The organism is Streptomyces callyspongiae, assembly GCF_047200695.1.
Taxonomy (GTDB): Bacteria; Actinomycetota; Actinomycetes; order Streptomycetales; family Streptomycetaceae; genus Streptomyces.
On record NZ_JBJZOM010000008.1, the window covers coordinates 43,879 to 65,850 of the forward strand.

At 72.2% G+C, this 21,972-nt stretch carries 14 protein-coding genes; 7 read left to right on the forward strand and 7 right to left on the reverse strand.

Annotated features, from left to right (window positions below; all coding sequences use genetic code 11):
* Positions 1 to 297: 297 nt before the first annotated feature.
* Positions 298 to 1,344, reverse strand: coding sequence for a hypothetical protein (locus tag ACL06G_RS09625; protein WP_412785976.1), 1,047 nt, complete (start codon positions 1,342 to 1,344; stop codon positions 298 to 300).
* 263 nt (positions 1,345 to 1,607) lie between these two features.
* Here ACL06G_RS09625 and ACL06G_RS09630 point away from each other — a divergent pair, with 263 nt between their 5' ends.
* Positions 1,608 to 1,964, forward strand: coding sequence for a nuclear transport factor 2 family protein (locus tag ACL06G_RS09630; protein ID WP_412785975.1), 357 nt, complete (start codon positions 1,608 to 1,610; stop codon positions 1,962 to 1,964).
* Between the two features lie 169 nt (positions 1,965 to 2,133).
* Here ACL06G_RS09630 and ppdK read toward each other — a convergent pair whose 3' ends face one another.
* Positions 2,134 to 4,905 carry a pyruvate, phosphate dikinase gene (ppdK, locus tag ACL06G_RS09635; RefSeq protein WP_412785994.1) on the reverse strand — a complete coding sequence of 924 codons (2,772 nt, stop codon included), beginning with the start codon at positions 4,903 to 4,905 and terminating at the stop codon, positions 2,134 to 2,136.
* Positions 4,906 to 5,266: 361 nt separating this feature from the next.
* Positions 5,267 to 6,487: an ROK family transcriptional regulator gene (locus ACL06G_RS09640; RefSeq protein WP_412785974.1), complete on the reverse strand. Its 1,221-nt coding sequence runs from the start codon at positions 6,485 to 6,487 to the stop codon at positions 5,267 to 5,269.
* A gap of 112 nt (positions 6,488 to 6,599) precedes the next feature.
* On the opposite strand from ACL06G_RS09640, the gene ACL06G_RS09645 reads away from it, so the two are divergent.
* The 3 genes from ACL06G_RS09645 (at position 6,600) to ACL06G_RS09655 (ending at position 10,428) form a co-directional block, all read left to right on the forward strand.
* Complete coding sequence (locus ACL06G_RS09645) at positions 6,600 to 8,084, forward strand: amylo-alpha-1,6-glucosidase (RefSeq protein WP_412785973.1); 1,485 nt, start codon at positions 6,600 to 6,602, stop codon at positions 8,082 to 8,084.
* Positions 8,081 to 10,054 carry an amylo-alpha-1,6-glucosidase gene (locus ACL06G_RS09650; protein ID WP_412785972.1) on the forward strand — a complete coding sequence of 658 codons (1,974 nt, stop codon included), beginning with the start codon at positions 8,081 to 8,083 and terminating at the stop codon, positions 10,052 to 10,054. Before ACL06G_RS09645 ends, ACL06G_RS09650 begins: the two co-directional genes overlap by 4 nt.
* A 149-nt stretch (positions 10,055 to 10,203) precedes the next feature.
* Positions 10,204 to 10,428 (forward strand): dodecin, encoded by a 225-nt coding sequence (locus ACL06G_RS09655; RefSeq protein ID WP_412785971.1) that lies wholly within the window; start codon positions 10,204 to 10,206, stop codon positions 10,426 to 10,428.
* A gap of 30 nt (positions 10,429 to 10,458) precedes the next feature.
* Here the strand turns inward: ACL06G_RS09655 and ACL06G_RS09660 are convergent, their stop codons facing one another.
* A complete protein-coding gene (locus tag ACL06G_RS09660; protein ID WP_412785970.1) occupies positions 10,459 to 12,309 on the reverse strand; it encodes a SpoIIE family protein phosphatase in 1,851 nt (616 codons plus the stop codon).
* Between the two features lie 68 nt (positions 12,310 to 12,377).
* Between ACL06G_RS09660 and ACL06G_RS09665 the strand changes: the two genes are divergently transcribed.
* Positions 12,378 to 16,169, forward strand: a complete 3,792-nt coding sequence (locus ACL06G_RS09665) for a hybrid sensor histidine kinase/response regulator (protein ID WP_412785969.1) — start codon at positions 12,378 to 12,380, stop codon at positions 16,167 to 16,169.
* Positions 16,166 to 16,831 carry a response regulator gene (locus tag ACL06G_RS09670; protein WP_412835738.1) on the forward strand — a complete coding sequence of 222 codons (666 nt, stop codon included), beginning with the start codon at positions 16,166 to 16,168 and terminating at the stop codon, positions 16,829 to 16,831. Before ACL06G_RS09665 ends, ACL06G_RS09670 begins: the two co-directional genes overlap by 4 nt.
* A 31-nt stretch (positions 16,832 to 16,862) precedes the next feature.
* Here the strand turns inward: ACL06G_RS09670 and dusB are convergent, their stop codons facing one another.
* Entirely contained in the window at positions 16,863 to 18,011 is a 1,149-nt protein-coding gene (gene dusB, locus ACL06G_RS09675; RefSeq protein ID WP_412785967.1) for a tRNA dihydrouridine synthase DusB, read from the reverse strand.
* A gap of 207 nt (positions 18,012 to 18,218) precedes the next feature.
* Here dusB and ACL06G_RS09680 point away from each other — a divergent pair, with 207 nt between their 5' ends.
* Positions 18,219 to 19,199, forward strand: a complete 981-nt coding sequence (locus tag ACL06G_RS09680) for a carbohydrate kinase family protein (protein ID WP_412785966.1) — start codon at positions 18,219 to 18,221, stop codon at positions 19,197 to 19,199.
* An 8-nt stretch (positions 19,200 to 19,207) separates the two neighbouring features.
* Here ACL06G_RS09680 and ACL06G_RS09685 read toward each other — a convergent pair whose 3' ends face one another.
* Both ACL06G_RS09685 and ACL06G_RS09690 read right to left on the reverse strand, forming a co-directional pair.
* The gene (locus tag ACL06G_RS09685; protein WP_412785965.1) at positions 19,208 to 20,368 is read right to left on the reverse strand and encodes an MBL fold metallo-hydrolase; all 1,161 of its coding nucleotides are present in this window, start codon (positions 20,366 to 20,368) and stop codon (positions 19,208 to 19,210) included.
* Positions 20,369 to 20,507: 139 nt separating this feature from the next.
* Positions 20,508 to 21,890 carry a glycine--tRNA ligase gene (locus ACL06G_RS09690; RefSeq protein ID WP_412785964.1) on the reverse strand — a complete coding sequence of 461 codons (1,383 nt, stop codon included), beginning with the start codon at positions 21,888 to 21,890 and terminating at the stop codon, positions 20,508 to 20,510.
* Between the last annotated feature and the right edge of the window lie 82 nt (positions 21,891 to 21,972).

Here is a 21,972-nt window from a genome sequence, read left to right on the forward strand (position 1 = left end):
TGCACCCGTGCGGTGTCCGTGCCGCCGCCGCGGGTGAGCAGCATCGCTGCGGCGCAGGCCGGTCTCGACCGCCTCGGTGGCACAGGCCCCGCTGTGCGCGCCGTGGCCGGTGTCACCACTGCTTCCGCCCTTCGTACCGGATCCGTCAAGGATGACCGAAAACAACTTCGCATCATCGGCCGTTCATGTTAAGGGACCGACCCGGCGGCTGAGGAGCCCCCGAAAGGGAGCGTTGAGCAGCACGGAGTGCGCACCGCCCGACCGTTTCCTCCCGATTGGTCGGGTTTTCGCAGTGTTTCAGGAGTGTTTCCCCCGGCGTGCGGCGACGAACGCCGCGTAGCCGGAGCTCTCCACCGGCGGTGCCGGCGCGGCCTCCCGGGCCGCCCGGGCACGGCAGTCGGGACAGTGCTCCTCGTCGCTGCCGGGCAGCGGCGTGAAGAGGCGGGGCTGGGTGTGGCGGGTGCGGCACTCGCGCATGCGCGGCACCCGCGGAGTCCGCACGGGGGCGGGAGCCTGCGGCACGGACGGCGGAGGCGGTGGCGCCTGGGGCAGCGCGTGTTCGAGGCGCCACCGCAGGGCGCCGAGCGGTCTGCGGGCGCTGTCCAGGCCTTCGGTGAGGGTGTGGCGGATGCGCAGCGGCGACAGTCCGCTGTCCAGCCACTTCGCGGCCAGGGGTGCCCAGTTGCGTGCTGTACGTACGGGCATGGCCAGTTGCGGGTCGACGCGGCGCAGGGACAGCAGCAGCATCTCGGCGTCCGGGAGACCGCCGGAGCCGGGACGCGACGTGGCCTCGTCGACGCCTTCTCCGCCGTCCACGGCGGGTTCGTCCGGCGGTGGGCCGTCCTCCGGCGGGTGCGCGGGCCCGGTTGGTCGGGTGGTGTTCTCCCCGGTGTCTTCTTCCGGTTGACGACCGACGGGCCGACAGGTCGGCTCACCGGCGGTCGGTTCGGCGGCACTCGGTCGTGCACCGCCGCTGTCCGCGGCTGCGGTGAGGCGGGTGGCACCGGGTGCGGGCCGGAGTCCGTCGCGGGCGGCGAGCGCCTCGGCCGCGGAGAGCACGGTGTTGGAGACGAGCTGGACGGTGGCGAAGCGGCCGCCCTCCCGTTGGACCGTCCACTGGTGCACATAGCCCTCGTCGAGGAGTTGCCGCTTGGCGCGCTGGAAGGCGCACTTCTTGATCCCGGCTCGCCGGGCCGTGTCGCTCAGGCACTGCTTCTCGCCCGGCGGGAGCGAGAGTTGCCAGGCGAGCAGGTTCTTTGCGTCGGACGACAGGCGCGGATGACGCAGGATGGCGTGCGGGATCTGCGCGAACGACCGCGCAGGCGCGATAACATGCCTGAGCATTTCAGGGACTCCTTGTAAGTCCTCTGGGGTGTAGGCCTCCGGACCGGTGTTGGTAGCACCGACGGAGGCCGCCTCATGTTCGGAATGGGGCAACCCGTTTCCGTCGGCAGCGTACACCGCATGTGACGGTGTGACGACCACTCATTGCGCAGTGTGATGATCCGTCCGCGAGGGGTCCGGCCCCCACCCACTCGTGCGGAGCGGGACGACGCGACCGGCCGGTTGCAGGCTCCGGGAAGACCCGCACGAGTACCGTGCGCATCATGATCTTCGCCGACACGGACGGCGCGACCCGCGACGCCGAACTGGTCCTGGACTTCTTCGCGACGGTGCTCGGCGGGGCGCGCGACGTCTCGGCCGTGGACCGCTTCCTGGCTCCCGGCTTCGTCGACCACGACGCCGACGGGCCACCCGGCCGGGACGGCGTCGCGGCGAAGCTGCGGGCCCTGTGGCAGCAGATGCCGGACGGTGCCTTCCGTCCCGTGCGGGCCGTGTCCGCAGCGGGGTATGTCGTGGTGCAGTCGGCGCTCCACGGGGGCCCGCGCCCGGTGCCGTTCTCCGACACCTACCGCGTGCGGGCCGGGCGCATCACCGAGCACTGGCACGTCGTCGGGGCCTGAACCCCTGCCCCGCACGGTCGTTCCGGAGAGCCGCCCCGCGAAGCATCCGGACGTGCGAAGGGGGGCGGCGCCTCCGCACAGGCACCGCCCCCTTCCGCGGTCCGGGACCGCCGTGCACCGCGGGTGAGGGTGAAGGGGTTGCGGCGGACGGTCCCGGAGTCCCGGCCGGTCAGCCGCCGTTGGCGGCGGCGCGGCCCGCCTCCAGGCGGGCGACCGGGATGCGGAACGGGGAGCAGGACACGTAGTCCAGGCCCGCCTCGTGGAAGAAGTGCACGGACTCCGGGTCGCCGCCGTGCTCGCCGCAGACCCCGAGCTTGAGGTCCGGGCGGGTGGCCCGGCCGGCCTCGACCGCGCTGCGCACCAGGGACCCGACGCCGTCCTTGTCGATGGTCTCGAACGGGGAGACGCCGAAGATGCCCTTCTCCAGGTAGGCGGTGAAGAAGCTGGCCTCCACGTCGTCGCGGGAGAAGCCCCACACCGTCTGGGTGAGGTCGTTCGTGCCGAAGGAGAAGAAGTCGGCGGACTCCGCGATCTGAGCGGCGGTCAGTGCGGCCCGCGGCAGCTCGATCATGGTGCCGATGGTGAGGCCGAGGCTGACGCCGTAGGCCTGCTCGACCTCCGCGATGACCTGGTCGGCCTCGTCGCGGACGATCTCCAGCTCCTGCACCGTGCCGACGAGCGGGATCATGATCTCGGCGCGGGGGTCGCCCTTGGCCACGGTCATCCGCTCGGCCGCGGCCTCCGCGATGGCGCGGATCTGCATCGTGAACAGGCCGGGGATGACCAGGCCCAGGCGCACGCCGCGCAGCCCGAGCATCGGGTTCTGCTCGTGCAGCCGGTGCACGGCCTGCAGGAGGCGCAGGTCGTTCTCGTTGTGGTCCTTGCGGGACTCCGCCAGCGCGACGCGCACGGACAGTTCGGTGATGTCCGGCAGGAACTCGTGGAGCGGCGGGTCCAGCAGGCGTACCGTCACCGGCAGGCCGTCCATGGACTCGAAGAGTTCGACGAAGTCCTTCTTCTGCAGCGGGAGGAGTTCGGCGAGCGCGCCGTCCCGCTCGTTCTCGTGGTCGGCGAGGATGAGGCGCTCCACCATGGCGCGGCGCTCGCCGAGGAACATGTGCTCGGTGCGGCACAGGCCGATGCCCTGTGCGCCGAAGCGGCGGGCGCGGCCGGCGTCCTCGGCGTTGTCCGCGTTGGCCCGCACGCGCAGCCGCCGTACCCGGTCGGCGTAGGCCATGATCCGGTGCACGGCCTTGACCAGTTCGTCGGCGTCGTCCGCTCCGGCGTGCATGCGGCCCTCGAAGTACTCCACGACGGGCGACGGCACCACGGGCACCTCTCCGAGATACACCTTGCCGGAGGAGCCGTCGATGGAGACGACGTCGCCCTCCTCGACGACGGTGCCCGCGGCTGTCGTCAGGCGGCGGCGCTTGGTGTCGACCTCGAGTTCCTCCGCGCCGCAGACGCAGGTCTTGCCCATGCCGCGGGCGACGACGGCGGCGTGCGAGGTCTTGCCGCCGCGGCTGGTGAGGATGCCCTCGGCGGCGAGCATGCCGTCCAGGTCGTCGGGGTTGGTCTCGCGGCGGATCAGAATGACCTTCTCGCCGGAACGGGACCACTTGATGGCGGTGTAGGAGTCGAAGACGGCCTTGCCGACGGCTGCGCCCGGGGAGGCGGCGATGCCGCGGCCGAGGGTGTCGAGCTGCACGTCGGCGGCGAAGCGGGGGAACATCAGCTGGGCGAGCTGAGCGCCGTTGACGCGGCGCAGCGCCTCGGCCTCGTCGATGAGGCCCTGGTCGACCAGCTGGGTGGCGATGCGGAACGCGGCGGCCGCGGTGCGCTTGCCGACGCGGGTCTGCAGCATCCACAGCTTGCCGCGCTCGATGGTGAACTCGATGTCGCAGAGGTCGAGGTAGTGGTTCTCCAGCTTCTCCATGATCTGGAGCAGCTGGTCGTACGACGCCTTGTCGAGCTGTTCGAGGTCGGCGAGCGGCACGGTGTTGCGGATGCCGGCGACGACGTCCTCGCCCTGCGCGTTCTGCAGGTAGTCGCCGTAGATGCCCTGCTGGCCGCTGGCCGGGTCGCGGGTGAAGGCGACACCGGTGCCCGAGTCGGGGCCGAGGTTGCCGAAGACCATGGAGCAGATGTTGACAGCGGTGCCGAGGTCGTGGGGGATGCGTTCCTGGCGGCGGTAGAGCTTGGCGCGGTCGCCGTTCCAGGAGTCGAAGACCGCGCGGACGGCGAGGTCCATCTGCTCGCGGGGGTCCTGCGGGAAGTCGCGGCCCGTCTCCTTGGCGACGATGGCCTTGAACTCGTCGACGAGTGCGACGAGTCGGGAGGCCGGGAGGTCGACGTCGGTGCGGGCGCCGTGGGCCTTCTTCGCCTGCTCCAGGGCCTCGGAGAACAGTTCGCCGTCGATGCCGAGGACGGTCTCGCCGAACATCTGGATGAGGCGGCGGTAGCTGTCCCAGGCGAACCGTTCGTCGCCGGCCTGGGCCGCGAGGCCCTCCACGGAGTCGTCGGAGAGGCCGATGTTGAGGACGGTGTCCATCATGCCGGGCATGGAGAACTTGGCGCCGGAGCGGACGGAGACGAGCAGCGGGTCGTCGGCCTGGCCCAGCATCTTGCCCATCCGGTCCTCGAGGGCCCGGAGGTGGGCGCCGACCTCGTCGCGGAGTGCGGGCGGCTCCTCGCCGGAGTCGAGGTAGACCTTGCAGGCCTCGGTGGTGATCGTGAACCCGGGAGGCACGGGGAGGCCGAGGTTGGTCATCTCGGCGAGGTTGGCCCCCTTGCCGCCGAGGAGGTCCTTGAGGTTCCTGTTGCCCTCGGTGAAGTCGTAGACGAGCTTCTGACCCTGCTGGGGTGGTGTGTTCACCGCGTGTTCCGACACAGGACTCGACTCCTCGCGAACGGTTGCCCTGACGGCGGGGAGCGTACCCATTTCGAAGGCTTCGGAGTACGTCCATCGGTATGCCATGCGGGTGCAGGCACCCGTTTGCCGAGTGATCAAAAGTGACTCACGAGTACGCGTGTTCGAGGTCGATGATTCAAAGATTGAATCGATCAGCCACTTTTCGCGCACAGGAGATCACCCTGAAGTGATGCATATCCTCTTCAAGGAGGTTCGGCATTCGACTTCGGAATCAAGGATCGGCAAAGTCGCGCACTGCTCGTTGTAGAGGTGACGGTCACATTTGAGCGCTCATTTGAGCGAGCCTGTTATCAAAGTGGGGATAATCACGCGCTGTCGCCGGCCGGAATCCCACGATGCGGACCCGCGGGCGCACCGCCCTCGGCTCCGCTCACCGACCCGATTCCTCCAGACGGACGTCGGCCCGGTCGGGCGCGTAGAGGTGCTCGACGACCATCGCGGCGGCGCCGAGGAGCCCGGCACGTTCCCCGAGTCGCGGGGTGACGACGTCCAGGTGCGCGGTGGTACGCGGCATCGCCCGCCGGTAGAGGAGTTCGCGCACGCCGGCCAGGAACGGCGCTCCGGCCAGCTCTCCGGCGATCATCAGCACCCCCGGGTTGAGCACCGTCACCACCGTGACCAGTACTTCGCCCAGTCGGCGGCCGGCCTCGCGTGCCAGCCGCACCGCCTGGGGGCGACCGGCGGCAAGGTGCGCTCCCGCCTCGGCGACCGAGGCCGTGGGCACCCCGGCCGCGGTGAGCTGCCCGGCGAGCGCACGTCCGCTCGCCACGGCCGCCAGGCAGCCGTGGGAGCCGCACATGCACAGCGCGTCCGCCGCCTCGTGCAGCCGGATGTGTCCGATGTCCCCGGCGCCGCCGTCGATGCCGCGGTACACACCGCCGTCGACGACCAGTCCCGCACCGATCCCGGTGGAGACCTTGACCAGCAGGAACGCGGCGCACTCCCGGTGGCCTGCGCGCTGTTCGGCGAAGGCCATGAGGTTCGCGTCGTTGTCGACCAGCACCGGCAGCGGCGCCCCACCTGCCACGGTGGGGGCGCCGACGTGCGCGGCGTACGCCCGGCGCATCCGCTCCGGGACGGGGCAGCCGTCCCAGCCGGGCATGATGGGAGGTTGGACCACCCTGCCGGAGAGGAAGTCCACGGGGCCGGGGACGGACAGCCCGACCCCGCACACACGCCCCTGCGGAATCGCCGCCCCGTCGAGAAGGGCGCGGAACCACTCCCCCAGCCGGTCGAGCACCGCATCGGGGCCGTCCTCGATCCGCACGGCGCCGCGGTGCTCGGCGAGCACCGTCCCGTCGAGATCCAGCACCGCCGCGCGGGCATACCGGGTCTCCAGATCGGCGGAGAGCACGACGGCGTGCGAACCGTCGAACTCCAGCCGTACGGAGGGGCGTCCACCGGACCGTGAGCCTGTCGGCGCCCCAGGCGGCGCCTCGCGGATCCAGCCCGCGCCGAACAGCCGGTCGAGCCGGTGACCGACGGTGGACCGGGACAGACCGGTGGTGCGCTGCAACTCGCGGCGCGTGGTGGCCGCCCCGGTACGGATCAGCCGCAGCAGGTGTCCCGCGCTGGCCTGGTTCTCCGTCATGTCCCCGTGAACCCCCGGTCCCGTCCCGCTCTGTCCGCCCGCGCGCCGCCCTGGCCGTACGCGGCGCGCGGTTCCGTCTCACGAAAAGACGTTACCGCAAGGGTTTTGCGTTATGAGCAGACAGAACTCTAGAGTGACGCGGACCCACGAGCCGGCCCCACGAAGCGGAGCTCCCGTGCCACGCGTCCTCCCGAGCACCCCTCCCCCGCTCCCCGCCGCGGCCGACCGTGCCGCGCTCCGGCAGGAAGCCCGGAGGGTTCTGCTGCGCAACTGGACGGGCACCTCGACCGTCCCCTCCCACGGCCTCTACCCGCACCAGTGGAGCTGGGACTCCGCGTTCATCGCGATCGGCCTCCGCCACCTGTCGGTACGGCGCGCCCGGCTCGAACTCGAGACGCTGACGGCGGCGCAGTGGGGCGACGGCCGCATCCCCCACATCGTCTTCAACCCCGCCGTCCCGCAGGGCTCCTACTTCCCCGGGCCCGAGTTCTGGCAGTCCTCCACGGCAGGTGCCGGCAGCGGAGCGCCGCGGACGGTCGAGACGTCCGGCATCGTGCAGCCACCCGTGCATGCGCTGGCGGCCTGGCTGGTCCACCGGGCCGACCCCGAGTCCTCACGTCGCAGCGGCTTCCTCCAGCGGCTCCACCCACGCCTGGAAGCGTGGCACCGCTACCTGGCCGAACACCGGGACCTGGGCGGCGGCGGACTGGTCGCCGCGGTCCACCCCTGGGAGCCGGGCATGGACAACAGCCCCGCCTGGGACGGCCCGTTGCACCGGGTGGAACCGGTCGACCTCCGCTCGTTCCGCCGCGCCGACCTGGACCACGGCGAGGTGTCGGACCGGCCCACCGACCTCGACTACGGCCGCTACGTCCGGCTCGCCGCCGACTACCGGGACCGCGGCTACCGCGACACCCGCCCGGACGGCGCACGCCCCGGGCACGCCTTCGCCGTCGAGGACCCCGGCACCAACGCGCTGCTCGCGGCCTCCGAGGACGCCCTGGCCCACATCGCGCGGGAGGTTCGCGACACGGGCCGGGGCAACCTCGGAGCCGACCCTGCACGCCACCAGCGGCGCGCCCGGGAACTCACGGCGGCGATGGTGGACAGGCTGTGGGACCCGGCAACCGAGCTCTTCCACTGCCGCGACCTGCGGGCCGACACGCTCCTGCCGGAACGCGGCGCCGCCGGACTGCTGCCGCTGGCCGCCCCTACCCTGCCCGACGACCTGGCCCGGGCCCTGGTCCACACCCTCACCGGCCCCCACTTCGGCCTGGGGGGAGGCGTCCGGATGGTCCCCAGCCACGACCTGCGCGGGGACGCCTTCGACCCGGACCGCTACTGGCGCGGACCGGCCTGGTTCAACGTCAACTGGCTGCTCGAACGCGGCCTGCGGCAGCACGGACGGACCGCACTCGCCGACAGGCTGCGCCACGCGGTGCTGGAGACGGCGGGAGCCTCGGGGTTCGCCGAATACGTCGACCCCTTCACGGGAGACGCACGCGGCACCCGCGACTTCGGCTGGACGGCCGCCCTCACCCTGGACCTGCTCGCCGGCGCACCCGCCGGCCCGGGCAACGCGAAGGAGAACCCGTGACACCCGACTCGTCGGACTCCCGTCTGCTCGTCCACGACGGCACCCTGGCCGTGCTCGGCGACAGCGGTGACATCACCGGCCGGAACGGCACCTTCCCGGACGGCCTGTTCCTGCAGGACGCCCGGCACCTCCACCGCTGGTCGCTGACCCTGGACGGCGCCGCGCCCGACGTGCTGGTGCCGCTGCGGAGCGACGGCAGCGGCGGGGCGGCCGTGCTGAGCCCGCCCTTCCGCCGGGACCTCCCCCCGGACTGCACCGTCCACCGGGAGCAGACGGTCGCCGCCGGGGCGCTGCTGGAACAGCTGCGGGTGACGACGACCGTCGGACGGGCCGCCACCGTGCGCGTGGCACTGACCGTGGGGGCCGACTTCGCGGACCTGTTCGCGCTGCGCGGCGACCACGCGTTCGACCGGCCCGGTGCCGCGGTCACGTCCGAAGCCCGTCCCGACGGTGCGCGGTTCACCTACCGGCGGGGCGAGTGGGAGTCGCACACCGCGGTGTCCGCCTCGCCCGCCCCGGACACCGTCACCCCACTGGACGACGGCACCCACCGACTGGAGTGGACGCTCGCCCTCCCCGCACACGGCAGCGCACACCTGGACCTGCGGGCGACCGCCCGGCCGCACGCGGAACCCGTCACCCCGTCCGGGGAGGCGACCGGGGAGGACGCCGTCTCGGCCCGCGCCCGGACCGCGCGGACCGTGGCCGAGTTCGTCGCCGCGGCGCCGTCGCCCCACGCGCACACCGACTGGGCGGAACTGCGGCAGGCCTGCGACCAGGGCCTCGCGGACCTCGCGGGCCTGCTGGTGCCCTCGGCCGGGCCGGACGGCGAACGCCTCCTCGCCCCCGCGGCGGGCGTGCCGTGGTTCCTGAACCTCTTCGGCCGCGACTCGCTGCTGACCTCGCTGTTCGCGCTGCCGTACCGGCCGTCCCTCGCCTCGGCCACACTCGGCGCGCTGGCCGCCTCCCAGGCCACCACGACCGACCCGTCGCGCGCCGCGCAGCCCGGCAAGATCGTGCACGAGGTCCGGCACGGCGAACTCGCCCACTTCGGCCAGGTCCCCTTCGGCCGCTACTACGGCACCGTCGACGCCACACCGCTGTTCCTGGTGCTGCTCGACGCGTTCACCGAGGAGACCGGCGACACGGCGACCGCGCAGCGGCTGGAGGGCAACGCCCGCGCCGCCGTGGACTGGATGTTCCACCACGGCGGCCTCGACGACCGCGGCTACCTCGTCTACGAGCCGGCCGCGGGCAGCGGACTGGCCAACCAGAACTGGAAGGACTCCCCCGGGGCGATCTGCTCGGCCGACGGCACCCCGGCCACGGGGGCACCGGCCGTCGCCGAGGTGCAGGGCTACGCCTACGACGCGCTCCGCCGCACCGCCCGCCTGGCGCGCACCGTCTGGCAGGACGGGGCCTGGGCGGAACGGCTGGAGACCGCGGCGGCCCGGCTGCGCGCACGGTTCCGACGGGACTTCTGGATGGCCGACGAGGACTTCCCCGCCCTGGCCCTGGACGGAGCGGGGCGGCACGCCACGGCGCTGGCCTCGGACGCGGGCCACCTGCTGTGGTCCGGCATCCTCGACGACCGCGAGGCGGCGGCGGTGGCCCGGCGCCTGCTGCGGCCGGACTTCTTCAGCGGCTGGGGGGTGCGCACCGTCGCGGCGGGTCAGGCGGCGTACCACCCGCTCACCTACCACCGTGGCAGCGTCTGGCCCCACGACAACGCGGTGATCGCGCTCGGCATGGCCCGGTACGGCCTGAAGGACGAGGTCCGCCGGGTCGCGGAGGGCGTCCTCGCCGCGGCGGAGCGGCTGGGCTGGCGGCTGCCGGAGGTCCTGGCGGGCCACGGCCGGGACGAGCACCCGGAACCCGTCTCCTACCCGCACTCGTGCTCCCCGCAGTCCTGGGCGGCGGCGGCTCCTCTCGCCCTGCTCACCGCTGTGGAGGGCGCGCCGGCCACCTGACGGTCCGCGCGCTCTCCACGCTCCGCCCCCCGGCGGCCGGGGCGCGCCCCCGGCCGGATTTCGCCGGCGTAGCGGCGGCGTATCCGGGAACCGGGGAGCGGAGCCGTCCACCGTCACCGGACGGCGCCCCGACGCACGGGAGAGACGCCATGAGCGAGCACACCTACCGGGTCACCGAAATCGTCGGCACCTCGCACGAGGGCGTGGACGCCGCCATACGGAACGCCGTCGGGCGGGCGTCGGAGACGCTGCGGCACCTGGACTGGTTCGAGGTGAAGGAGATCCGCGGCCAGATCGAGAACGGCAGGGTGGAGCACTTCCAGGTCGGGCTCAAGGTCGGCTTCCGGCTGGAGGAGGGGCAGTCCGCCGGCTGACGGTCCGGGGGCCGCCGAGGGGGCGGTCCGTCACCCTCCGGGCCCGGAGCCGTTCGGGCCCGGACCGGTCGCGCTGTCGGACCGGGGAGAGGCGTGCAGGGCGAGGATGGCGAGGTCGTCGCCGACGGGTTCGCTGCTGAAGTCGTGCGTGACGCGGCGGATGCGTTCGGCGACGGCCATCGCGCCCATCGCGGTGCAGGACCGCAGGATGCGGGCGAGTCCGTCGTCGTCGTCCAGCTGCCGGTCGCCCGCGCGGCGTTCCGTCACGCCGTCGGTGACGCAGAGCAGGGTCTCGCCCGGAGCGAGGAAGAACGAGTCGGCGGTGAACTCGGCGTCCTCGTCGATGCCCAGCAGCAGCTGCGGCCGACCGGCCGGCGTGACGGTGCCCGCCGCCGAGAGGTGCAGCGGCGGCGGGTGTCCGGCGCTGGCCAGCGTGCAGTGGGCACCGCCGTGGCGGACGTCGGGCGTCAGTTCCCCGTACACCAGGCTCAGGAAGCGCGGGCCGGCCGCGTCCTCGCCGAGGGCCGCCGATTCGGCTCCCTCCTCGGCCATGGCGCCGTTCAGTCGGCCGAGGACGGACTCCACTCCGCGGCCGTCGCGGGCCAGCAGCCGGACGAGGTGCCGGGTCAGTCCCGTGACCGACATCGCCTCGGCGTCCTTCCCCTGGACGTCGCCGAGCAGGAAGCACCAGCGGTCGTCGCCCAGGGGGAAGAGGTCGTAGAAGTCGCCGCCGACGGTCTGGCCGCGGGCGTGCGGTTCGTAGACGATGGCCGACTCGACGCCGGGGATGCTGGCGAGCGACGGCGGGAGCTGCTTGCGCTGCAGGGTGCGGCTGATCGTGGTCTGGCGGGTGTACATCCGCGCGGTGACCAGTGCCTGGGCCACACGGCGCGCCATGTCCTCCACGGCCCGCGCGACGTGGTCGGTGATCTCGTGCGGTTCGCCGACGCCGATCACCAGCACACCCTGGGACACGCCGCCCGCGACGAGCGGGAACGCCAGGGCCGACCCGCCGTCGCCCGCCGCCTGCGGCCAGGGCCAGGGCGTCCCGGCCGGGCTCGCCCCGGTCAGCGGCGACTCGCCCTGCAGCGCGTTCCGGAGGGGGCCGATGCGGTGCTCGTCGACGTGCCAGACGCGGGAGAGCCGCATGCGGGCGGGCGCGGCGGTCAGCCACACGGCACACCAGTCGGCGAGGCGGGGCACCAGCAGCTGCCCGGCGAGGGCCGCCACCATGTCCTCGTCGAGCTGCCCGGCCAGCAGCTCGCTCACCTCGGCGAGGAAGGCGCCGCGCCGCCCCTGGAGGAACTCCCTGGGCGCCCGGCGCTCCTCCCGGACCGCCATCTCCCGCACGACCGGTTCCCGCAGCAGGCTCTCGGGATCGGCTCCTGCCACCGGCCCGTACTCGTCGGGGGCGGCGGTCACCCGGAACCAGACGCTCTTGCAGGTGCGCCGATAGGTCACGCCCCAGGACTCGGCGAGTGCGTGGACGATCCGGAGACCGAAGCCGCGGTCCTCGCCGCCGGCGGGCTGCTCCCGCGGAACCGAGCTCGTGGGTTGGCTGTCGGTGACCTCCACCGTCACGCCGGTCAGTCCGGGCGAGTCCGCCGCCTCTCCTCCTTCGGGGAGGCACGCGATCTCGATGCCGGTACCCGCGTGCACGAAGGCGTTGGTGACGAGTTCGCTGGTCAGCAGGGCTGCGGTGTCGGCGAGCCGCTCGGTGACCGCTCCTGCGGAACCGATGCCCAGGGCCCTGCCGGCGATCACGGCCCGCACGAAGGTGCGCGCCTGCGCGGGGGCTCGCTCACCGGCCGGAAGGGCCTTCCGGGCGGCGGCGCTGTCCTGCACTGCGGTCGGTCGCACTGGCGGCCCCCAAGAGGACATGTGGGGCAAAGATCCGATTACAATCGATTGCGGACATTGTACTCGGGGCAGAGCGCTGGGAGACCGCGATGGCGGACTCGCGGGACGAAGCGGTGAGCGCGGCCGATCTGCGCCCCCTTGCCGCGGCACTGAGGTCCCTCGGTGACGGCGACTTCTCGGCGCGGGTCGAGGAGCCGGAGGACGGGGGGCTGGTCGGTGCCATGGCCCGCGCGCTGAACGACATCGCCGCCCGCAACCAGCACCTGAGCAGTGAACTGGGACGCGTCCGGCGGGAGGTCGTCCGCGAGGGAAAACTCGACGAACGGATGGCGCCCGCGCCGGGACCGGGCGGCTGGGCGGCAGGCGTGGAGGACGTCAACCGGCTCGTGGAAGCGCTGGCGACCCCGATCGTCGGTGCCACGCAGGTGCTGGACGCGGTGGCCGACGGCACCCTCACCGAGCACATGCCGCTCCACGACGGCACCCATCGACTCAACGGCGACCTGCGGCGTCTGGCCGTGGGCCTCAACCGTACGGTCGACCAACTCGCCCTATTCACCGATGAACTGACGCGCGTCGCGCACGAGGTCGGCACCGAGGGCAACCTCGGCGGACAGGTCCAGGCGCAGGGCCTGTCCGGGTCCTGGAAGGGCGTCGCCGAATCGCTGAACACCATGACGGTCCGACTGACTCGTCAGGTCCGGGACATAGCGGAGGTCACCACCGCGGTAGCCCGCGGGGACCTGACACGGAAGATCACCGTGGACACCGCCGGCGAGCTGCTGGAGCTGAAGGTCACCGTCAACACCATGGTGGACCGGCTGTCCGCGTTCGCCGACGAGGTCACCCGCGTCGCCCGCGAAGTCGGCACCGACGGCAACCTCGGCGGACAGGCCCAGGTCCGCGGCGTCTCCGGCGTCTGGAAAGACCTCACCGACAACGTCAACTCCATGGCCCTCAACCTGACCTCGCAGGTCCGCAACATCGCCCAGGTCACCACCGCCGTCGCCAACGGCGACCTCTCCAAGAAGATCGACGTCGACGCCCGCGGCGAAATCCTCGAACTCAAGACCACCGTCAACACCATGGTGGACACGCTCTCGTCCTTCTCCTCCGAAGTGACCCGCGTCGCCCGCGAAGTCGGCACCGACGGCAACCTCGGCGGACAGGCCCAGGTGCCCGGCGTCTCCGGCGTCTGGAAAGACCTCACCGACAACGTCAACTCCATGGCCCTCAACCTGACCTCGCAGGTCCGCAACATCGCCCAGGTCGCCACCGCCGTCGCCAACGGCGACCTCTCCAAGAAGATCGACGTCGACGCCCGCGGCGAAATCCTCGAACTCAAGACGACCCTCAACACCATGGTGGACACGCTCTCGTCCTTCTCCTCCGAAGTGACCCGCGTCGCCCGCGAAGTCGGCAGTGAGGGCAGGCTGGGCGGACAGGCCCGCGTCGAAGGGGTCTTCGGCACCTGGAAGCGGCTGACGACGAACGTCAACGAACTGGCGCTGAACCTCACCCGGCAGGTCAGGGCGATCGCCGAGGTCGCGAGCGCCGTGACGCAGGGCGACATGACCCGGTCGATCACCGTCGAGGCCGAAGGCGAGGTGGCGGACCTCAAGAACAACATCAACGTGATGGTCACGAATCTCCGTGAGACCACCCGGACGAAGGACTGGCTGGAGTCGAACCTCACGCGGATCGCCGGCCAGATGCGCGGGCACCGCGACCTGGTGGACGTGGCCGACCTGATCCTTCGGGAACTGGCGCCGCTGGTGAACGCACAGGCCGGCGCCTTCTTCCTGGTCGACCCGGACGGCGGGCGCGACCGCGAGCTCACGTTCATCGCCGGCTACGGCAGCGAGGACCACAGCAGCGACGGCGGCGGGCCGGACGGATCCACCCCGCTCCACGGCCTGGTCGCTCAGGCCGTCAGGGAGAAGGAACGGATCCTCATCGAGGACGCGCCCCCCGACTACGTCCAGGTACGGTCCGGACTCGGCGCCGCCCCCGCCTCGAACATCCTCATCCTCCCCGTGCTCTTCGAGGACCAGGCACTGGGCGTGATCGAGGTGGCCTCCTTCAGCAGGTTCAACGAGATCCACCTGACCTTCCTCGACCAGTTCGTCCACACCATCGGCGTGTCGATCAACACGATCCTCGCCAACGCCCGCACCGAGTCGCTGCTCTCGGAATCCCAGCGGCTCACCTCGGAGCTCCAGGAGCGCTCCGACGAGCTGCAGCGCTCGAACGCGGAACTGGAGGAGAAGGCGGAGCTGCTCGCCAGCTCGTCCCAGTACAAGTCGGAGTTCCTGGCGAACATGTCGCACGAGCTGCGCACGCCGCTCAATTCGCTGCTCATCCTGGCCCGGCTCCTCGCCGACAACCCGGACGGGCGCCTCTCGCAGCAGGAAGTGGAGTTCGCCTCCACCATCCACCGATCGGGCTCCGACCTGCTGCAACTCATCAACGACATCCTCGACCTGTCGAAGGTCGAGGCCGGCCGCATGGACGTCCGCCCCAAGCGGCTCCCGCTGACCAAGCTGCTCAACTACGTACGGGCCACCTTCCGCCCCCTCGCCTCCGAACGGGAACTGTCCTTCCAGGTGAACGTCGCCGACGACGTCCCCCGCGAACTGTTCTCGGACGAGCAGCGGCTCCAGCAGATCCTCCGGAACCTGCTGTCCAACGCCGTCAAGTTCACCCCCTCCGGAGGCGTCGAGCTGCGGGTCGACCGGGTGGCACCGGAGGAGTTCGAGGAGGACAGCCTCCGCGGCGCGGGCACGGTGGTCGCCTTCTCCGTCCTGGACACCGGCGTCGGCATCGCCGAAGCGGAACTGGACACGATCTTCGACGCCTTCCGCCAGTCCGACGGGACCACCAGCCGCAGGTTCGGCGGCACCGGACTGGGGCTGTCCATCAGCCGCGAGATCGCCCACCTGCTCGGAGGCCGCATCGACGTGCGGAGCGAGGAGGGCGCAGGGTCCTGCTTCACGCTGCACGTGCCGGCGGTCTACCGTGGCGGCGGCACGTCCGCGGAACGCGAGGCCGCCGAACCGCGCATCCGCAGCCGCACACCTGGCTCGCCCCCGCGCAGGCCCGGCCTGACGCACCCGCTCGGCCCCACGGCCGCGGACCGGCCGAGCCTGCCCCGCACCCGCCCCGTTCCGCCGCAGCCCACCGCGCCCGCCGAACCTCCTCCTGCCGAGCACCCGCCGCCGCAGCAGCCGGCCGGGGGCCCGCCGCCGGAACCCGGGGTCGCCGGGCGTTCCGGCCCGCCCCCCGCCCCGGACCGGCCGCCCGAGGAGACCGGTCCCCCTCAGGAGACGGTCGCCGCCCGCGAGGCATTGGACGAAGGCGGCGGCCTCGAGGACACCTGGCCCGAGACGACGCAGCTCAGCCGCTGGCTCAGCGGCCACCCGGGCGAGGTGCTGACCGGCCGCCACATCCTCATCGTGGACGACGACATCCGGAACGTCTTCGCGCTGACCCACGTGCTGGGACGGGTCGGGATGTCGGTGAAGTACGCCGAGAACGGCGCCGAGGGCCTCGACGTGCTGAACCGGTCCCCCGAGATCTCCCTCGTGCTGATGGACATCATGATGCCGGAGATGAACGGCTACGAAGCGATCCGCACCATCCGCACGACGCCGCGGATGGCCGACATGCCGATCGTGGCGATCACCGCCAAGGCCATGTCCGGGGACCGCGACAAGGCCCTGGAGAGCGGCGCGGACGCCTACGCGCCGAAACCCGTCGACGTCGACCAACTGCTGGAGATCATGTACGAGCTGCTGCAGGCCCACGACCGGAACACCCCGAACGGCGGCCCGCCCGCCACCGACGACGGAGGCGGCGAACCTCCGGAAACGACCCCATGAGCGCGCCGCCCGCTCCCGACAGGTCGAGCATCCTGCTCGTGGACGACACCGAGGAGAGCCTCATCGCGCTGGAGGCCGTCCTGGTCCCCCTCGGACAGCGCGTGGTCTCCGCCCGCTCCGGCGAACAGGCGCTGAAGGCCATGCTCCGCGAGGAGTTCGCCGTCGTCCTGCTCGACGTGCTGATGCCCGGCATGGACGGCTTCGAGACCGCGGGGAACATCAAGCGCCTCGACCAGACCAAGGATGTCCCCCTCATCCTGCTCACCGGTACGGACGTGGACAGCGACTACGCCTACCGCGGCTACGCACTGGGGGCCGCCGACTTCCTCTCCAAACCCGTCGATCCGTGGGTGCTGCGGACCAAGGTCAACGTCTTCCTCGAACTGCACCGGAAGAACCGCCAACTGGCCGTGCAGGCGGAGCAGCTGCGCCGCCTGCTGGTCACTCCCCCCGAGGACGCCGGGGAACGGACGGGGACCGGCGCGGGGGCCACGGACACGGTGGAGCAGTCCGAGCGGCTCGCGGAGATCATGCGGAAACTCGTGCAGATCGAGGTCCTGCTCCGCGAGGGCGGGGACCGCACCTCGCAGGACCTGTCCGCCCGCGTCGCGGACCTGGAGACCGTGATCCGCTCCCTGGGGAGCGCCGAACGGCGGCCCTGACGGGCCGGAAGGCCCGGGCGCCCGGGCCCGGTCAGCCTCCCGACGTCTCCAGTTCCGCGTCGGGAGCGACGCCGGCACGGTCCCACGGATCCGCCAGCCACCCGTCGGGGAGTGCCACGCGGTTCCGGCCCGAGGTGCGTCCGCGCGGCCCGTCGGCGCCCGCCGCCGGCCAGGGCTGGTCCAGGTCGAGCTGCTCCAGGAGCTCGCCCATCCCGTCGAGCGACGAGGCCACCGCGAGCTTCCTGCGCAGGTCGGAACCCACGGAGAAGCCCTTGGTGTACCAGGCGACGTGCTTGCGGAAGTCGATCACGCCGCGGGACTCGTCCTCCAGCCACTCTCCCAGCAGCCGGGCGTGCCGGAGCATCGTCGCGGCGACCTCCCGCAATGTGGGGCGCGCGTAGGCCGCGGGCCCCTCGCCGTCGAACGCGGCGACCAGGTCGCCGAAGAGCCAGGGCCGGCCCAGGCAGCCGCGGCCGACCACCACGCCGTCGCAGCCCGTGCGCCGGACCATCCGCAGCGCGTCGTCGGCGGACCAGATGTCGCCGTTGCCCAGGACGGGGATGTCCGAGACCGAGGCCACCGTCTCCTTGAGCCGGGCGATGGCGTCCCAGTCCGCCGTGCCGCCGTAGTGCTGGGCGGCGGTGCGGCCGTGCAGGGCGACGGCCGTCACGCCCTCCTCCACGGCGATGCGCCCCGCGTCGAGGTAGGTCAGATGCTCGTCGTCGATGCCCTTGCGCATCTTCATCGTCACCGGCAGGCCCCCGGCCCCGGCGACGGCCTCCCGGAGGATGGAGCGCAGCAGGTTCCGCTTGTACGGAAGCGCGGAACCGCCGCCCTTGCGGGTGACCTTGGGGACGGGGCAGCCGAAGTTCAGGTCGATGTGGTCCGCCAGGTCCTCCTCCGCGATCATGCGGACGGCCTTGCCGACGGTCAGCGGGTCGACGCCGTACAACTGGATCGAACGGGGGCGCTCGCTCGCGTCGAAGTGCACCAGGCGCATGGTCTTCTCGTTCCGCTCGACCAGGGCACGGGTGGTGATCATCTCGCTGACGAACAGCCCCCGCCCGCCGGAGAACTCCCGGCACAGGGTGCGGAACGGGGCGTTGGTGATCCCCGCCATGGGGGCGAGGACCACCGGCGGCGAGACGGTGTGGGTGCCGATCCGAAGCGGCTGCGGCATGACGCGGGGCGACCTTTCCATTCCGGGCACGTGGGCTGCGCGGGACTCTCCGGCAGGCTCCATTGTCCCGTACGCACCGCGGTGCGTACGCCCCCGCCCGCCACGAGCGGCCGACGTCACGCCTCCCTCTCCTCTGCCGCGAGCGGTGCGGCACCGCTACCGTGGCCCTCCCGACGTGGCACCGATCCGAGAGGCGGCACCAGCACCGTGAGACCCGACTCCGCAGCAGCCCCTGTCGCCGTCCTCGGCGAGTGCGTCGCCGACGCCTTCGTCACGCCGGGGACGAGCACCGGCACGCCCTCGCTGGGGCTGGACGTCCACCCCGGCGGCGGGCCCGCCAACACCGCCGTCGCCCTCGCCCGGCTGGGCACCCCGACGCGCTTCCTGGGGCGGCTGGCGCAGGACGTGTTCGGCCGGCTGTTCCGCGAGCACCTCGCCGCCTCCGGCGCGGACCTCTCGGCGACGGTGCCCGCCGCCGAGCCCAGCACTCTCGCGGTGGCCGACCTGGCCGCCGACGGCAGCGCCGCCTACAGCTTCCACGCCCAGGGGACGGCTGACTGGCAGTGGAACGCGGGTGAACTGGAGCAGGCCACGGCGGCGCCGTTCTCCTGCCTGCACACCGGTTCGCTGGCGCTCGTGCGGGAGCCGGGCGCGAGCGCGGTGGAGGCGCTGCTGCCCCGGGTGCGGGAGCGGGCCACGGTGTCGATCGACCCGAACGTGCGGCCGCTGCTGGTGGAACCCGCCGTGTACCGGGAGCGGCTGCCCCGCTGGTGCGCGGCGGCCGACGTGCTGCGCCTCTCGGACGAGGACCTGCACCACCTCTGCCCCGGCAGCAGCCTCGAGGAGGCGGCGGAGGTCTTCCACGGGCACGGCACGCGCCTGGTCGTCGTCACTCTCGGCGGGGACGGCGTGTGGGCCTCGCTGGACGGCAAACCGCTGCAGGTGGCCGCGCCGCCCGTCGAGGTCGTCGACACCGTCGGGGCGGGCGACTCCTTCATGGCGGGCTTCCTCCACGCCCTGCACTCCCGCGGCGCCCTCGGAGGACGGCTGGACGCGCTGTCCGCGGGCGAGGTGGAGGCGGCGCTGCGGTACGGCGCCCGCGTCGCGGCAGCGGTGTGCGCGGTGCGCGGCGCGAACCCGCCGTGGGCGGAGACTCTGCGGGACGGTACGGAGACGGCAGGCAGGTAGAGGCCCGATCAGCCGGCGAGACGGCCGGGTTCCGCCGCGGGATCGCCGGACCCGGACGCCGCGGGTCGTGCGGGGCCGCCGGTGGCGCGTGCACCGGCGGCACGGCCCACGTTCCGCCACCAGGGCACACCAGGAAGCTGCGCCGCCGCCGGTTCGAAGGCGCCGCCGGGAACCGGCACCGCCAGGCGCACTTCGGCCTCCGCCGCAGCGGCGAGCATCCGCTCCCCCGGCTCGTACCAGGGGTGGGGTGCGAGGTTGAAGGTGCCCCAGTGGATGGGCAGCAGCACACTCCGGGACGCGGGACCGCACAGGTCGACGTGTGTTTCGACGCCCTCCTCCGGCGTCATGTGGATGTCGGGCCAGTGGACGCTGTACGCGCCGACCTGGATCATCGTGGCGTCGAACGGGCCGTGACCGGAGCCGATGTCGGCGAATCCGGGGAAGTAGCCGGTGTCCCCGCTGTGGAAGACGCGGTGGTCCGGCCCGGCGACGACCCAGGAGGCCCACAGCGTGCGCTGCCGGTTGCGCAGACCGCGACCGCAGAAGTGGCGGGCCGGGGTCGCCGTCAGCGTCAGGCCGGCGACCTCGGTCGAGTCGTGCCAGTCCAACTCGGTGAAGCGGTCCGGTCGCAGCCCCCATCGCTCCAGGTGGGCGCCGACCCCCAGCGGCACGGCGAAGTGGACGCCGGAGCGGGCCAGTGCCCGCACGGTGGGCATGTCCAGGTGGTCGTAGTGGTCGTGGGAGACCACGACGACGTCGACCCCGCCGAGCTCCTCCAGCGGCAGCGGCGGCGAGTGGAAGCGGCGGGGCCCCACGAAGGTGAAGGGGGAGCACCGTGTGCCCCACACCGGGTCGAAGAGGACCCGGCGGCCGTCGATCTCGGCGAGCACCGTGGAGTGGCCCAGCCAGGTGAGGCGCAGCCCCGACGGGGGCGGCGCGGTCAGGTCGGGGCGACGGACCGGCAGCGGCACGGAGGGCCGGCGCTCCCTGCGGGCGAGCAGGTCGCGCAGCACGTCCCAGCGGGAGCCGGTGGCCGGGGGCGGCTTCGCGGCGGGGTCCGGGTTGCGGAAGGCCCTGGTGACCGCGTCGTAGTGCGGCGAGCGCTCGATGCGTCGCAGGCGCTCACCGGTCGGTTCGGCACCGAAGGCCGCGAGCCGTGGTCCGGTCATGGAACAGATCCTCCTCAGCCAGTGTGCAGCGAAAACGCTCGCACGGCACCGGGTGTTCCGCCGGTCCACCGCTGCGGCGGGACACGGCAAGTGCCCCGCCGCGGCGGTGGGCTCCTGCGCGCGGGCGCAGGAGGAACGGTCAGCAGCCGAGCAGCCGGCCCGCGAGGTAGCCCTCGATCTGGTCGAGGGAGACCCGGTCCTGCTTCATGGTGTCGCGCTCGCGCACCGTCACGGCGTTGTCGTCGAGGGTGTCGAAGTCGACGGTGACGCAGAACGGCGTGCCGATCTCGTCCTGGCGGCGGTAGCGGCGGCCGATGGCGCCCGCGTCGTCGAAGTCGATGTTCCAGTGCTTGCGCAGCGTCTCCGCCAGGCCGCGGGCCTTGGGCGACAGGCGCTCGTTGCGGGACAGCGGCAGCACGGCCACCTTCACCGGCGACAGGCGTGGGTCGAGGCGCATGACCGTGCGCTTCTCCATCTTGCCCTTGGCGTTGGGCGCCTCGTCCTCGATGTAGGCGTCGAGCATGAAGGCGAGCATGGCCCGGTTGACGCCCGCCGCGGGCTCGATCACGTACGGCGTCCAGCGCTCGCCGGCCTCCTGGTCGAAGTACGACAGGTCCTGGCCGGAGGCCTTCGCGTGCGAGGAGAGGTCGAAGTCCGTGCGGTTCGCGACACCTTCGAGCTCGGAGAACTCACTGCCACCGAAGTTGAAGCGGTACTCGATGTCGGCGGTGCGCTTGGAGTAGTGGGAGAGCTTCTCGGCGGGGTGCTCGTACCAGCGGATGTTCTCCTCGCGGAGACCGAGGTCGCGGTACCAGTTCCAGCGCTGCTCCATCCAGTACTCGTGCCACTTCTCGTCCTCGCCCGGCTTGACGAAGAACTCCATCTCCATCTGCTCGAACTCGCGGGTGCGGAAGATGAAGTTGCCCGGGGTGATCTCGTTCCGGAAGGACTTGCCCATCTGGGCGATGCCGAACGGGGGCTTCTTCCGGGAGGTCTGCTGGACGGCCGCGAAGTTGGTGAAGATGCCCTGGGCGGTCTCGGGACGCAGGTACGCGACCGAGCCGGAGTCCTGCGTGGGGCCGAGGTGGGTGGACAGCAGGCCGGAGAACTGGCGCGGCTCGGTGAAGCCGCCCTTGTTGCCGCAGTGCGGGCAGTTCACGTCGGTCAGGCCGTCGGCGGGCAGCCTGCCGTGCTTGGCCTCGAACGCCTCCTCCAGGTGGTCGGCGCGGAAGCGCTTGTGGCAGGAGGTGCACTCCGTGAGGGGGTCGGTGAACGTGGCGACGTGCCCGGAGGCCTCCCAGACCTCGGACGCCAGGATGACCGACGAGTCGATGCCGACGACGTCCTCACGGGAGGTGACCATGGAGCGCCACCACTGACGCTTGATGTTCTCCTTCAGCTCCACACCGAGCGGACCGTAGTCCCAGGCGGCTCGCTGACCGCCGTAGATCTCGCTGCAGGGGTACACGAAGCCACGGCGCTTGCTGAGGCTGACGATGGTGTCGATCTTGTCGGCGGCCACGGTGCTCTCTTCATCAACGACGACGGAATACCTCAGGTTACCGGCGAGAACGGGTCCCGGATCAAATCGGTGGCGCGGCACG

Bases quoted from the DNA above. Each gene is read 5' to 3' on its own strand.
- ACL06G_RS09660 (WP_412785970.1), bottom strand. From the start codon at position 12,309: ATGTCCTCTTGGGGGCCGCCAGTGCGACCGACCGCAGTGCAGGACAGC.
- ACL06G_RS09645 (WP_412785973.1), top strand. From the start codon at position 6,600: ATGAGCAGACAGAACTCTAGAGTGACGCGGACCCACGAGCCGGCCCCA.
- ACL06G_RS09655 (WP_412785971.1), top strand. From the start codon at position 10,204: ATGAGCGAGCACACCTACCGGGTCACCGAAATCGTCGGCACCTCGCAC.
- ACL06G_RS09665 (WP_412785969.1), top strand. From the start codon at position 12,378: ATGGCGGACTCGCGGGACGAAGCGGTGAGCGCGGCCGATCTGCGCCCC.
- ACL06G_RS09640 (WP_412785974.1), bottom strand. From the start codon at position 6,487: ATGACGGAGAACCAGGCCAGCGCGGGACACCTGCTGCGGCTGATCCGT.
- ACL06G_RS09670 (WP_412835738.1), top strand. From the start codon at position 16,166: ATGAGCGCGCCGCCCGCTCCCGACAGGTCGAGCATCCTGCTCGTGGAC.
- ppdK (WP_412785994.1), bottom strand. From the start codon at position 4,905: ATGGGTACGCTCCCCGCCGTCAGGGCAACCGTTCGCGAGGAGTCGAGT.
- dusB (WP_412785967.1), bottom strand. From the start codon at position 18,011: ATGCCGCAGCCGCTTCGGATCGGCACCCACACCGTCTCGCCGCCGGTG.
- ACL06G_RS09685 (WP_412785965.1), bottom strand. From the start codon at position 20,368: ATGACCGGACCACGGCTCGCGGCCTTCGGTGCCGAACCGACCGGTGAG.
- ACL06G_RS09630 (WP_412785975.1), top strand. From the start codon at position 1,608: ATGATCTTCGCCGACACGGACGGCGCGACCCGCGACGCCGAACTGGTC.
- ACL06G_RS09625 (WP_412785976.1), bottom strand. From the start codon at position 1,344: ATGCTCAGGCATGTTATCGCGCCTGCGCGGTCGTTCGCGCAGATCCCG.